Annotated in this window: 12 protein-coding genes and 2 pseudogenes; 7 read left to right on the top strand and 7 right to left on the bottom strand. The window is 54.2% G+C overall.

The features are described from left to right. The coding region (locus ACSZO1_RS06085; protein WP_437610544.1) for an IS1 family transposase at positions 1-85 on the bottom strand (85 nt) is incomplete at its 3' end. 75 nt (positions 86-160) lie between these two features. Here ACSZO1_RS06085 and ACSZO1_RS06080 point away from each other — a divergent pair. From ACSZO1_RS06080 to rluF, 3 genes are all read left to right on the top strand, one after another. Next, a complete protein-coding gene (locus ACSZO1_RS06080) occupies positions 161-1,012 on the top strand; it encodes a sulfatase/phosphatase domain-containing protein (RefSeq protein ID WP_437610542.1) in 852 nt (283 codons plus the stop codon). A 108-nt stretch (positions 1,013-1,120) separates the two neighbouring features. Beyond that, on the top strand, positions 1,121-1,567 hold the full coding sequence (locus ACSZO1_RS06075) for a hypothetical protein (RefSeq protein WP_437610540.1): 447 nt from the start codon (positions 1,121-1,123) through the stop codon (positions 1,565-1,567). Positions 1,568-1,685: 118 nt separating this feature from the next. Next, positions 1,686-2,564, top strand: coding sequence for a 23S rRNA pseudouridine(2604) synthase RluF (rluF, locus tag ACSZO1_RS06070; RefSeq protein ID WP_437610538.1), 879 nt, complete (start codon positions 1,686-1,688; stop codon positions 2,562-2,564). Positions 2,565-2,614: 50 nt separating this feature from the next. Here rluF and ACSZO1_RS06065 read toward each other — a convergent pair whose 3' ends face one another. Continuing rightward, complete coding sequence (locus ACSZO1_RS06065) at positions 2,615-3,490, bottom strand: lipid kinase (protein ID WP_437610536.1); 876 nt, start codon at positions 3,488-3,490, stop codon at positions 2,615-2,617. A gap of 234 nt (positions 3,491-3,724) precedes the next feature. On the opposite strand from ACSZO1_RS06065, the pseudogene ACSZO1_RS06060 reads away from it, so the two are divergent. From ACSZO1_RS06060 to ACSZO1_RS06045, 4 genes and pseudogenes are all read left to right on the top strand, one after another. Next, positions 3,725-4,640 (top strand): annotated as a pseudogene (locus ACSZO1_RS06060) (Gfo/Idh/MocA family oxidoreductase); the annotation flags it as partial. Between the two features lie 3 nt (positions 4,641-4,643). Next, entirely contained in the window at positions 4,644-5,423 is a 780-nt protein-coding gene (locus ACSZO1_RS06055) for a TIM barrel protein (protein WP_437610534.1), read from the top strand. A gap of 112 nt (positions 5,424-5,535) precedes the next feature. Then, entirely contained in the window at positions 5,536-6,462 is a 927-nt protein-coding gene (locus ACSZO1_RS06050; protein WP_437610532.1) for a substrate-binding domain-containing protein, read from the top strand. A gap of 401 nt (positions 6,463-6,863) precedes the next feature. Further along, positions 6,864-7,100 carry an NUDIX hydrolase gene (locus ACSZO1_RS06045; RefSeq protein WP_437610530.1) on the top strand — a complete coding sequence of 79 codons (237 nt, stop codon included), beginning with the start codon at positions 6,864-6,866 and terminating at the stop codon, positions 7,098-7,100. Positions 7,101-7,351: 251 nt separating this feature from the next. Here ACSZO1_RS06045 and ACSZO1_RS06040 read toward each other — a convergent pair whose 3' ends face one another. The 5 genes and pseudogenes from ACSZO1_RS06040 to proP all read right to left on the bottom strand — a co-directional run bounded on the left by ACSZO1_RS06040 (position 7,352) and on the right by proP (position 13,841). Continuing rightward, positions 7,352-8,524: a Gfo/Idh/MocA family protein gene (locus ACSZO1_RS06040; protein ID WP_437610528.1), complete on the bottom strand. Its 1,173-nt coding sequence runs from the start codon at positions 8,522-8,524 to the stop codon at positions 7,352-7,354. Positions 8,525-8,537: 13 nt separating this feature from the next. Beyond that, a complete protein-coding gene (locus ACSZO1_RS06035; protein ID WP_437610526.1) occupies positions 8,538-9,461 on the bottom strand; it encodes a TIM barrel protein in 924 nt (307 codons plus the stop codon). A gap of 16 nt (positions 9,462-9,477) precedes the next feature. Beyond that, a pseudogene (locus ACSZO1_RS06030) lies at positions 9,478-10,911 on the bottom strand (sugar porter family MFS transporter). Between the two features lie 208 nt (positions 10,912-11,119). Further along, a complete protein-coding gene (locus ACSZO1_RS06025; RefSeq protein WP_437610524.1) occupies positions 11,120-12,151 on the bottom strand; it encodes a LacI family DNA-binding transcriptional regulator in 1,032 nt (343 codons plus the stop codon). 184 nt (positions 12,152-12,335) lie between these two features. Next, a complete protein-coding gene (gene proP, locus ACSZO1_RS06020; RefSeq protein WP_437610522.1) occupies positions 12,336-13,841 on the bottom strand; it encodes a glycine betaine/L-proline transporter ProP in 1,506 nt (501 codons plus the stop codon). Positions 13,842-13,846: the final 5 nt, after the last annotated feature.

Genomic DNA, 13,846 nt, shown 5'->3' with positions numbered 1-13,846 from the left:
GCTGCGCCCCTGAACTGGAATGGCCGTTCCGGATAACCCCCTGAGTTTCAGAGCAACGGGGACAAACCACATCAATCGTTGCCATCAATCATCCAAAGGGCAAAGAGTACAACAACACTAAGTCTGCGTCACGACCGAGAATCTCAACTACAACGAGTGGCTGCAAAGCTACTATGAAACGTTGATGTCAGTTGATGATAGTGTCGGCCGCGTACGGCAATATTTGAAACAGCATGGTCTTGATAAAAACACGGTTATCATGGTGATGGGTGATAACGGCTTTATGTTTGGTGAACATGGCCTGATTGATAAGCGTAATGCGTATGAGGAATCCATCCGTGTGCCATTACTTGCGGCGGGTCCTGGATTTGATAAAGGACGTGTGGTCAGTGATATTGTCGCCAATATTGATATCGCTCCGACTATCCTCGATGCGGCAGGGATTGAAAAGCCGAAAGATTATGACGGTTCCAGCTTCCTTGCGCTGGGAAGTGGTAAGACACCGAAAGAAGCCAGAAGCTCAACCTTTGTCTATGAGTATTTCTGGGAATATAACTTCCCTTACACGCCAACGACCTTTGCCATCCGTGGTGAGCAGTATAAATACATTACCTATTACGGCATCTGGGATACGGAAGAGCTTTATGATCTGAAAAATGATCCTAAAGAAATGAAGAACCTGATCAACTCGACTGATCCTGAAGTGATTAAAGTTAAGCAATCCCTGCGTAATGAACTGTTCAAAAAACTTGCTGATCACAAAGGTGCCAACGTGATTCCTTACAACGCGAAACTGTCTGAAGGTATCGTTCAGCGTTACAGCGATAATGGCAATGGCGTTAAATCTGCTGACTTCCCGGCCAACTGGATGCGTCCATACGGACCAAAAGATAAATATGTTGGTTTCCTGCCAGACAATCCTGGCAAAGCGGAGAAAGTGGAAAAGATGAGCGAAGCGATGGAAAAAACGCAGCAGTATATTAAGGAAAATTACATGCAAGAGAGCAAATAACCGTCAACGCATTTTTTCCTGCTGAGAGCATATTGAGAAATATGCTCTCTTTTCATTCGAGGTGAGGGTGGTATGTCTGGTTTTCACGTGTTTTGCAGGGTAGCAGTGATGGGGTTAATGCTTTTTCTGAGCATGGGCGGTGTACAGGCTGCTGCGATTGATGATGCCAGTACCTCACTGGCCACACAAATGGGTGTTCCGGCGAAATATTCTCGCCCTGAGCTGGTCAGCATGATCTCTTTGCCTGTTTATGTCCCGGCTGTATTGGTCTTTAATCGCTATAATGGCATGGCTTTTGACGATCAGCGTCCTTCTCTGCCTTTCTCCGTGCTGATCTCAGCAGATGAGATCAATCGTGTCGTTGCGTATTACGACAAAATGTTGCCTGCTTATCAGAAACATCAGTCGGAGGCGTCTGTTATTTATCTTCAGCAGGAGGCCAGTACGGTAGAGGGGTTTCCGTTAACATTTCGCGATAAAGTCTATGTGGAAGTGTCGCCATGGCCAGTCGGGCATCATACCGGGACACTGATTAAAATCAGTTATCAGCGATAGTGGATTCTGTCAGGTGATATGAGGTGGCTTCTGCCACAGGGAAAAAATCACGTTTCGCTATCACCCATCTTCGCAATCCGCCAGCGTTAAGCTATAGTCCGCGTTTTACGGAGGAACCATGCTGACCAACTCATCTATTCGCCTGAACAAATACATTAGCGAGAGCGGAATCTGCTCGCGCCGTGATGCCGACCGCTACATCGAACAGGGTAACGTGTTTATTAACGGTAAACGTGCCTCGGTTGGCGATCAGGTGTTTGCCGGTGATGTGGTGAAAGTGAATGGTCAGCTGATTGAGCCGCGTAACGAAGAAGACCTGGTGCTGATCGCGCTGAATAAACCGGTGGGCATTGTCAGCACCACGGAAGAGGGCGAAAAGGACAACATCGTTGATTTTGTCAATCACAGCGCCCGTGTGTTCCCGATTGGCCGTCTGGATAAAGATTCGCAGGGGCTGATTTTCCTCACCAACCACGGTGATCTGGTGAATAAGATCCTGCGTGCCGGTAACGACCATGAAAAAGAGTACGTGGTCACGGTCAACAAACCGGTGACGGACGAGTTTATTCATGGTCTTGGCGCTGGAGTGCCGATGCTGGGCACGGTGACCAAAAAATGCAAAGTGAAGAAAGAAGCGCCGTTTGTATTTCGTATCACACTGGTGCAGGGGCTGAACCGTCAGATCCGCCGTATGTGTGAGCACTTTGGCTACGAAGTCACTAAGCTCGAACGCACGCGCATCATGAATGTCAGCCTGAAAGGTATTCCGCCGGGCGAGTGGCGCGATCTCACCGATGATGAACTGATTGAGCTGTTTAAGCTGATTGAAGGCTCCTCATCGGAAGACAAAAACGCGCAGAAAAAGCAGGCGAAGCCGAAGTCTGCCACCGCGAAAAAGCCAGCCATCGGCGGGCCAAAGTATGCGGAAAAACCGGATAACAAAGGGGCATCGCGCAAGCGCTTTACCCAGCCAGGACGCAAGAAGAAAGGGCGCTAAGCGCCCTTCGTTTTGGATCGTCAAAAACGTTAGTCAGGCTGGAAAGCGATTTAAGGCACAAACACCGCCACACACTTCTTCCTGATAGAGAAGTGTGCGGGTGTTTTACCAATCAACTCGCCATCGGCATTAATCAGATGCGGCCGACGGGTATCAACGATCAGTGAGGTAGCTGAAAAGGCTCTCACTTTCCGCCAGCGGCCATGGGTGCCGCGGCGCAGAAACGGGAACAGCATCAGCATTTCCCACCAGTGGGAAATTTCCAGGCTGTAAACATCGAGGCGACCATCATCTGGTGCGGCATTCTGCTCCACCGTCATCCCACCGCCGTAATAGCGCCCGTTGCCGACCGAGATCTGTACCGTTTTCACCCTGGTCGCTACGCCATTATGTTCGATGATGGCGCTGAACGGTCGGCTCTGTTTCAGAATGCGAAACGCCGCCAGCGCATAGCCTATCGTGCCCCATTTTTTCTTCGATTCCGCCGTCAGATTGCGTGCCAGGGAGGCGGAAAAACCAATACTGGAGACGTTAAAGAACAGACGATCATTGACGTCGCCCAGATCGATTTTGCGGGTGTTTCCGGCGGCGATCAGGCGAATCGCCTGACGAATATCGCCGGGAATCTGCAGGGTGCGCGCCAGATCGTTGGCGGTGCCCAGTGGCAGAATCCCCAGCGGCAGTTGCGTGGCCAGCAGCGCGGGAGCGGCGTTATTCAGCGTGCCATCGCCACCGCCAATGATCACCCGGTCGACTTCGCTGGCATACGCCATGATGGTATCGCTGATCGAGCGGCCTGGCTGGTATTCCGGTTCAATCACCGCTAACCCCTGTTCTTCACATAGCTGGCGAATATTGGTTGTATTCGTATTCCCTTTACGCGCCTTTTTATTAATCAGCAGCAGAGCTGTATTATTTTTTGTCATATAACTGTCACATTATTCTTTCAAAGCGTTATTGCTGTCATTGTTACTGAAAAAAACATGCCATCAGTACCGTACTGAACTAAGGAAGGTGCGATTTAATCATTCAAAGTTCTGTTCATGACTACAATGATTGCCGTTCATCTATCGTTTTCAGTGTTTTGGGCGGTTCTTTGTTCATTTACCATACGATGACAGGACGAAAAAATGGTTCCCATCGAATTAATCGCACCTTCCTTAGCGGCAGTGGCCGATCCAGTGCCGGGCGCGGCGCAAAAACTGGCGGCAGCGCTGGGCGCGGAAAAATACTTCACCGAGCCACAGGCGATGCTGGAAGACCGCGAGATTGATGCGGTAGTGATTGCTGCGCCTGCGCGTACTCATGCTGAACTGGTGGTGGCTGCGGCGCGTGCCGGTAAGCATGTGTTCTGTGAAAAGCCGATGGCGGTGACGCTGGAAGAGGCGGATAAGGCGATTCAGGCGGCGCGTCAGGCGGGTGTGGTGTTGCAGGTGGGCTTTAACCGGCGTTTTGTTTCCGGTTTCGCGGCCGCGCTGGAAGCGATCGCCGCCGGGAAGCTGGGTACGGTGCAGCTGTCGCGTTCGGTGACGCGTGATCCGCAGTTGCGCGACCCGGCACCGATCCCGCAGTGGACCATTTTCCTCGAAACCCTGATCCATGACTTCGACACCCTGCTGCACTTTTAATCGTGGCGCGAAGCCGGTGGAAGTGTATGCCCTTGCCGATGCGCTGGTACGCCCGGATTTTAAAGATAAAGGGCTGCTGGATACCTCAGTGGTGACCATCCGCTTCGATAACGGCGCGATTGCCACCGCGGAAGCCAACTTCCAGGCGGTGTATGGCTATGACGTACGCGGCGAAGTGTTTGGCAGCGCGGGTATGCTGCAGGCGGGCAATATCAATCTGAATAACTGCGTGCGCTACGACCAGCATGGCATTTCGGTCGATACTTCACGTCAGGACACTGATTTGCTGCGCGATGCCTATGTCGCGGAGCTGACTGAGTTTGTTGACTGCATCCGCACCGGTGCGCAGCCGCGCGCCACAGGTGAAGATGCCCGCAATGCTCTGGAAATTGCACTGGCCTGTATTGCGTCCGTGCAGCAGGGCAAACCTGTCGCGTTACGAGGATAAAAGATGGCGAGTTACACACTTTCTGTTTGCGCTGAGATGGTTTTTCTCGATCTGCCGTTTATCGAGCGCGTGAAACGTATTCATCAGCTGGGTTTTGGCGTCGAAATCTGGAACTGGGCGAATAAAGATATTGATGCGCTGGTGGCGACGGGGGCGCGTTTCACCTCCATGACCGGCTATCTGTCCGGCAATCTGACCGATGACGATCAGATTGATGCGCTGCTGAACACGGCGCAGGAGTCGCTGGCGGTGGCGCAGCGGCTGAATTGTCCGGTACTGAATCTGCACGGCACCGGGCTGGATGATAAAGGCCTGCCGGTCAAACCAGTGGAAGTGGTCAGTGGCGCGATGTGGTTAACCGCCTGCCAGACGCTGCGTCAGCTGGCGGCATTGGGGGAAAACGCGGGCAAAGTGTTTACCCTCGAAAACCTCAATACCGCGGTGGATCATCCCGGTACGCCGTTTGCCCGCGCCTGCGACACGCTGGCGCTGGTGGAAGCGGTCAACAGCCCGGCGTGCAAAATGAATCTCGACCTTTATCACGCACAAATCGGCGAGGGCAACCTGATCGAACTGCTGAAACGCAGCGGCAGCGCCATCGGAGAGATTCAGGTGGCGGATGTGCCGGGCCGCTGCCAGCCGGGAACGGGGGAAATTAACTACCACGCGATTGCCCGTACGCTGCATGAGATGAACTATCGCGGCACGGTGGCGCTGGAAGGCTGGGCACAGGGTGACAGCGAAGCGGCGTTAGCGCAGTTCCGCGATCATTTTACGTTGTAACACAGAAGGGTGGCGGATCGCTCCGCCACCTTGCATCCGGAGGTGACTCATTCTGACCTGTCGTTGTACTCCTGCATAAAACAATAAAGACCTCAACCTACAGGAAACAATCATGAAAATAACAACGATGCTGTGTATCGCGTTCGGCGCCGTGATGGCGTTCACCTGCCAGGCCAGAGAGCTGCGAGTGGGGGGCGCGCTGGCGAACTTTGACCTCAATTTTGTCTCTATTCTGCGTACGCAGATGATCGATGAAATGAAAAAACAGCAGCTTGACGGACAGTTTGTTGATGCCAAAGGGGATGTCGCGCTGCAGGTGCAGCAGGTGGACGATTTTATTAATCAGGGTGTTGACGCGATTATTCTTAATCCGGTGGATACCCAGGGTGTCAGACCGATGATGGATGCGGCGACGCGTGCCAGTATTCCGCTGATTTTCGTCAACCGTAAACCAGAAGTGAAACTGAGCGGCAAAATGTCTTATGTCGGGTCCGACTCGGCGCTGGGCGGTGAAATGCAGATGGAAGCGCTGGCGAAGCAGATGAACTACCGGGGTAATGTGGCGATTCTGATTGGTGCGTTGTCCAGCGAGGAAGCGCGTGAGCGTACCCGTGCGGTGGAAGCGGTCATTGCCAAATATAAGGACATGAAGGTGGTGGAGAAACAAACGGCTAAATGGCAGCGTAATGAAGCCGTGGATATTGTCTCTGGCTGGATACTGAACGGTGCGCCGATTGACGCCATTGCAGCTAATAATGATGAGATGGCGATTGGTGCGATTATGGCGCTGTCACAGGCGAAAAATCGCCATATTGTGGTGGCGGGGATTGATGGTACGCCAGACGGCCTGCAGTTTGTCAAAAACGGCCAGCTGGCTCTGACCATTTTCCAGGATGCCGCCGGTCAGGCGAAAGGCGCGGTGCAGGTGACCAAAGCGATGCTGGAGAATCAGAAAACCGAAGTCTATAACTGGGTACCGTATCAGCTGATTAATCAGAATAATTATCAGCAGTTTGCTGACCGGAATCAGAAGCTGTAAGTTGCCAGAATTTACGTCCGGAATCGTTCTCCCCCCGCTAAACATCGTGTAGTCAGGAGGGGAGAGCGTATCGCCATACTGTCGGCAGTTAACTGTCAGCCCCCGACGTGGCTGGTGATAGCGTCTGTTTTCTTCGTGTGACCACGATCTGGTAGCCGTTGATTTACTGAAAGAATTACATGACGCGGGTAAAAAAATTGCTATCATCACCAGTAAGAAAACTGACGTTGCCATGCCGGAGTGGCGACCTGTGCGGTAACATGGGGAGCTCACAGCAAGGGAAGGCTGGCCTCATCGGCACCTGATTACGTTGCTGACAGCTTTATGGCGCTGTTCACTATTCTCAATAAAAACAAAGTGAAATGCCCTTTCCACCGCTAACATTTCCGTGCAGGAAAAACATGAACGAAGAAAAAGTGATTCACATTGCTGCGGCAGTCATCACTGATGAGCCTGGGCGCATGTTGCTGGTAAGAAAACGTAATACAACCTGCTTTATGCAGCCGGGTGGCAAGATTGAGGCGGGAGAGCGGGCGGAAAAAGCACTGATACGTGAACTGCGTGAAGAACTGCAGATTGACGTCGCAGAGCAGGATGTGACTTTTGTCGGGCAGTTTACTGATACAGCGGCAAATTAACCGGGCCATAAACTGGTTGCCGAAATTTTTGCTGCCCGTATACCTGCAGATGCCGTTATTCCTGCGGCCGAAATAGAAGAGGTGATCTGGCTCGATTTATCGAAAGATGAAAATGTCGATCTGGCTCCGCTTACCCAAAGGCAGATTATCCCGCTGGTTAAAAATCAGAAGGCTGTCTCATCCGTCAATGCATCGCGGCCCTGACCGATGATCTGTTCCCCTCCCCCGGACGACAGGGGAGGGTGCTGGCTTTACTGAAACTCCACCCAGTTCGCGCCGTTATCCGCCGAACGCACGCAGTTCTCCACCCAGCGTACGCCCATCAGACCGGCATGCACGTCCGGATACCAGTGATCGCGCAGCAGCTGTTCATCACCGCGATCGGTGGCATCCATCGCCACGGCAAAGCGGCGGTACAGATTTGACCAGGCTTCAAACAGTCCTTCAGGATGACCGCCGCCGATGCGATCTTCTTCCAGCGCACGCGGGTTCAGATAGCCCATGCCGCGCTCCAGAATCTGTACCGGTTCGCCCTGCACTTCGTAGCGCAGCTGGTTAGGTTGCTCGTCCCACCACTCCAGGCTGGCTTTCTCACCAATCACGCGTACTTTCTGGCCGTGCATCGAACCGCAGTTCACGGCGGAGCACCACATCGAACCGACCGCGCCATTGTCATACTCCATCAGCACAAAAGCGTTATCTTCCAGCGGGGCACGGCTCTTCACAAAGCTCTGGCGGGAACACATCAGCCGTTTCACATTCAGGTGCGGTGCCATCGTTTCGGCGATAAACAGCGGATGCGTCGCCAGATCGCCCAGCACATAGCTCGGGCCGACAAAACGCGGATCGACGCGCCATTTGGTGCTCGGATTATCCAGTTCCACCGCTGTATTGTGGAAACCGTGAGCGAACGACATATTGATAATGCGGATCTCGCCCAGCAGCCCTTCGGCGATCATCTCGCGCGCCTGGTGGATCAGCTGGTGACCGGCATAACCGTAAGTCACACCAATGATCTTGCGCTTGCTGGCACAGAGATCTTCCAGGATCTGCGCCTCTTCGCCGGTGAAGCAGAGTGGCTTCTCGCACACCACATGGATGCCCGCTTCCAGAGCGGCACGGCAAATTTCGAAGTGGGTATTGTTTGGCGTAGCGATCGAAACTGCCTCAATGCCATCGGCGCGTTTTGCCTCTTCAGCAAACAGGGTCTGATAGTCGGGATAGCAGCGTGACGCCTCGACGCCCAGTGAGCTGCCGAAGGCTTTGCCGCGCTGTGCATCAATATCGAACGCGCCCGCCACCAGGGTAAAAGTGTTGTCGCGCAGCGCGGCGGAACGGTGGATATAGCCAATCTGGCTGGTGCCGCCGCCGCCGACCATACCCCAGCGCAGCGACCTGTCGAGTGGTTTAGTGCCGTTAATCATCATATGCCCCTTCTCAGAATCCAACAGATTGCAGGTAATTCAGGCTGGCGGTGACATCGCGCAGGCTGGTTTCAACATTGCGCGGATCGCGCTCCTGTTCGATGGTGATCCACCCCTGGTAGTGGCGCGCGGTCAGCAGGGCGCGTACTGCCGGGTAGTCAATGGCGCCCGTCCCGAGCGGACACATTACTCCTTCCGCGCAGGCGGTGAAGAAATCCAGTTCACGTTTCAGTGCGCTGTCGAACACCTGCTGGTTGACGTCTTTAAAGTGCAGGTAGTCGATGCGGTCGAAGTATTTGTCCAGCGATGCCACCGGGTCCATGCTGGCGTAGTACAGGTGTCCGGTATCGAGGCACAGTCCGGCCCCATCGTGGGGAATATCGGCGACGATTTTTTCCAGCTCATCGGCAAACTCGATGCAGCCACCGGCGTGCGGGTGGATCACCGGGCGCACGCCATATTCGTGTTGCGCGATGTTGCTGATAGTGATGATGTGCTGGACCATACGCTGCCAGTCGGCATCGCTCAGCCGTGGCGCTTTATCCACCTGGCCTGCCAGTCGTGCGCGCTCGGCATTACCAAAATCGATAATCACCAGATATGGCGCAGGCGCGTTGTCGCCGTGGGTTTTCACGGCGGTCGGCACGGCGGACAGCGTGCGGCAGATGTTATGGGTCAGCGTCACGATGTAATCAAAATTCGCTTCGCTGACCAGGTCGTCAAAAATCGTTCCGGCCACCAGCGACAGGCCATGCTGGTTCAGATCGGCGGTCAGTTTCGCGTGGTCAGTGGGCAGATAGCTCCACGGACCGAGTTCAATGCTGCGGTAACCCGCCTGTGCCGCTTCCTGCAGCACTTTTTGATACGGTGGCAGATGCGGGTTTTTGGGGTCATCGACACCCCAGCTGCAGGGCGCATTAGCAATATGTAGGGTCATGTTTGTTGTCCGGTTATCAGTGAGTATGCAGGCGTTCTTTTTTGCCTGCGGTTGCATCAAAACGTTCCAGCACCAGCGCTTCCATTTTCTCCAGCGCCACGCCTTTGGTTTCCGGCAGGCAGGCGTTAACGAACCACCAGGAGATCAGGGAGCAGACCGCGAACAGCAGCAGCGGGAAGCCGCCGTGGAAGTTTTCGCTCAGCCAGGCGTTCTGGTTCATCATTGGGAAGGTCTGACTGACGAGGAAGTTGGAGATCCACATCGCGCCGATGGAGAAGCCCATACCGACAGCACGCAGACGGTTCGGGAAGATTTCGCCGATCACCGTCCACACCACCTGAGCCCAGGTCGCGCCGAAGATAAACATAAAACCGAACAGGCCAATCACCGACGGAATGCCTTTGACGCCGAAGTAGAAGGTGGCAAAGGTCACCAGCAGGCAGACGGCGGAGCCGAGCGAGCCGACCAGCAGCAGAATTTTGCGGCCGACGCGGTCAATCAGCATCATGCCAACCATCACGCCGACAAACTGCAGTGCCGCCAGCCAGATGGTCATAAACATCGCATCCTGCATATTGTCGGTGACATTCATCAGCAGCGACGGACCGAAATACTGAATCACGTTGATGCCGGTCAGTTAGTTAAACACTGCCAGACCGATACCAATCACCAGGAAGATGATGTTTTTACGGGTGAATTTCACCGCTTCAGGTTTCTGCCCGGCTTCAGGATGGCTGCGCAGTGACTGCTGGATTTCCCGCAATACGCTCTGGGCGTGTTCCGCGCTGGAGATGCGCGTCAGGGTGCGCAGTGCCTGTTCATCGCGGCCCGCCATCACGTTCCAGCGCGGGGTTTCCGGGATAAAGCCGACGAAAATAAAGAACAGCACGCAGGGGACAAACGCCGAGCCGAGCATCCAGCGCCAGCCTGTGCTGTTCAGCCACTCCTGCGAGGCATCTTTCGCAATCAGATAGTTGGTCAGCAGCACCAGTACCTGACCGCCGACGCAGCAGATCATATGCATGGTCATGGCGCGGCCGCGATAATCCTTGGGTGCCACTTCGGCGATATACACCGGTGAGACCACCGAGGCGATACCGATGCCGAGACCACCGAGGATACGGAAAGCGACAAAGGTGGTGAAGTCTGGCGCCAGCGCGGTGCCAACCACCGAGGCGATAAACAGAATGGCGGTCAGGATCAGGATCTTTTTGCGACCGAAACGATCGGCAAGATTCCCGGCGATCAGGCAGCCGATCACACAGCCGATGATCACGTTGGATACCGCCCAGCCGGTTTCTGCCGGGGTGAGCTGATAGTGGTGACTGAGAGGTTCAATCGCGCCGGAGATAACCGAAGAGTCATAACCGAACAGCAACCCGCCAAGCGCGGCAACACAGCAGATCGCCATCACATACTGCAGGTTATGACGTAACGTAGGGATAGTCATACAGAGTTCCTTTGTGTTTGTCGTTTTGCTGCATTTTTAAATAAACATTTCAAAACCATCAATGATGGAATGTTTGTTTTTTGATGGCGATCATATTATTTATGATAGTTATAAATGATATAAAACTATCAAAAAGGGCAGGGATAAGACCCGAATATCAGGCTGGGACGGGAGTGAGAAGATGCTGCAAGCTTTGCAGCATCAGGGATCAGGCGTTTTCGCGCGTCAGCAGTTCGAAGCTGAAAGTGTGATGAATAAATCCGCTGGTGGGGTGTTGCAGACTCTGGCGGAAACAGTCGATCACCGCGGCGGAAAATTCTTCCAGTCGCTGGTGAATCACCAGTTCTACTTCGTTGTTGATTAGCGCCAGCTGGCTGCCCTGAAACGGACCATGGCAAATCAGGGATACGGCCTGCTGCCTGCCGCTCTCCTTCAGCGCCACCACCATGCCTTCAATGCCGCCGCACGGGGCATAAATACAGGCCAGCTTTGGATGGTCACGCAGCAGCTGTTGCGTGGCCTGGTAGCCACCTGCAATGGTTTCATGGCTTTTCACCGGTTCGAGAACTTTGTGTCCGCTGTGGCATTCACGCAGATAAGAACGGAAACTGATTTCGCAGGTTTCCTGACACAAGAATTGATTATCGCCGATGATGATGCCAATTTCGCCGCTGTTGCGCACCAGCTTTTCGACGGCCCAGCCTGCGGTTCTGCCTGCTTTGCGGTTGTCGAGGCCGATGTAACCGGCATGGCCGCAGGGCGACAGATCAGAAAACAGCGTGAAGACTTTGACGCCTTTGCGCGACACTTCCTCGACCGCATGACGGATTAAGGCATTATCCAGCGCCACCAGGCCAATCACATCGACACGCGTCGCCAGTTCGCGGATTTTCGCCGCGGTTTCCTCAATCGCGTTAATCGCATGAAAACAGAACTCGGGGGGCGTATCCGCACTATGCCACGGGGCAGCATACTGCAATAACTGCTGGCGCAGCGGGCCATAAAACGAGTAATCACCCGGCAGCAGGATAAAGGCCATTTTCATCTTTATTCCGGTTCTGGGGGCGGGGATGTCAGTTGTATAGCCCTGCGGGAAGCGGTAGCCGAGGCGCTGTGCGGCGGAGATCACTTTGCTTTCAGTTTCCTGGCGCACAGGTGCGCGCCGGTTCAGCACGCGGTCCACGGTCGCCACGCCGACGCCTGCGGCAAGGGCAATATCTTTTATGGTGGTATGTTTCATCAGCAATCTGCGTTCTATCAGTTTGATAGAAAATTATCACGGACGGAAAGCAGATAACAGAGGGAGAAAGATGCCGGTTTGTGAGCGTGAGCGCAGCGCTGAAAAAAACAGCGTCAAAGCGGGAGTGCTGTCTGCTCCCCTCCCCCACCACGACCTTTCCCCCGTTTCCCGGGGGAAGGGGCGGTTAATCGTTAATCCGCGGATGCTGATTAATCAGATGCTTACGCTTTTCTTCCAGCTCAGCGATTTCAGCCGTGATATCTTCGATCTTCTGTTCGATATTGTCGTGATGCTCCTGCAGAATCTCTTTCGCTTCTGCCAGATCCGACGCCGCCGGCGTCGCACCACGCAATGGTTTATTCGCCGTCTCTTTCATGGTGAAACCGGTGATCAGACCAATCAGCGCCACCACCATCAGATAGTAGGCGGGCATATACAGGTCGCCGGAGGTTTCCACCAGCCAGGCCGTTGCGGTCGGCGTCAGACCGGCAACCAGCACCGAAATATTAAAGGCACTCGCCAGCGCGCTGTAACGGATATGCGTCGGGAACATCGCGGGCAGGGTAGATGCCATCACCCCGGTGAACGAGTTGAGGATCACCGCCAGAATCAGCAGACCGGCGAAAATCAGGCCAATCACATCACTGTTAATCAGCATAAAGCACGGAATGGCGAAAATAATCAGCGCCAGGCTGCCGCAGATAACAAACGGACGACGGCCAAAACGGTCACTGAGCAGACCCATCACCGGCTGCACAAACAACATACCGATCATGATGGCGATAATAATTAATACGCCGTGATCTTCCGAATAGTGCAGGTTGTGCGACAGGTAGCTCGGCATATAGGTCAGCAGCATGTAGTAGGTGACGTTGGTGGCAATCACCAGGCCAATACAGCTCAGCAGACTTTTCCAGTGTTTGGTCGCAATCTCTTTGAACGAGACTTTCGGGCCTTCACGCAGGCCGTCACGGTCGCCCTGTTCCAGTTTATCCACATGCTGCTGGAAGGCCGGGGTCTCTTCCAGCGCATGGCGCAGGTAGAGGCCGATAATCCCCAGTGGCAGAGCGAGGAAGAACGGAATACGCCAGCCCCATTCCAGGAATTTCTGTTCACCGATAATGGTGGAGATCAGCACCACCACACCCGCGCCGAGCACGAATCCGGCAATCGAACCGAAGTCCAGCCAGCTGCCCATAAAGCCGCGTTTACGGTCCGGGGAATACTCCGCGACAAAGATCGACGCACCGGTATATTCACCACCGACCGAGAAGCCCTGGGCCATTTTTGCCAGCAGCAGCAGGATCGGTGCCCAGATGCCGATGGACTCATAGGAGGGGATCAGACCGATGGCAAAGGTACTGAGCGACATAATCACAATGGTGATCGCCAGAATTTTCTGCCGGCCATATTTATCGCCCAGCGCGCCAAAGAACACACCGCCTAACGGACGGATAAGGAACGGCACGGAAAAGGTCGCCAGTGCGGCGATCATCTGCACTCCCGGATCGGCACCGGGGAAAAAGACTTTACCGAGAGCATAGGCCACAAAGCCGTACACGCCGAAGTCGAACCACTCCATGGCGTTGCCTAAAGAGGCGGCGGTAATCGCCTTACGTAACCTTGCGTCGTCGATGATAGTGACATCATCCAGCTGAATTGGTTTTACACGCTTCCTACGTAGCTTCATATAAA

The sequence above is a fragment of the Erwinia sp. V71 genome (assembly GCF_965644245.1).
Classification (GTDB): Bacteria; Pseudomonadota; Gammaproteobacteria; order Enterobacterales; family Enterobacteriaceae; genus Erwinia.
The sequence above is the reverse complement of the archived record's forward strand: the minus strand, read 5'-3'. Positions and strand labels throughout refer to the sequence as shown.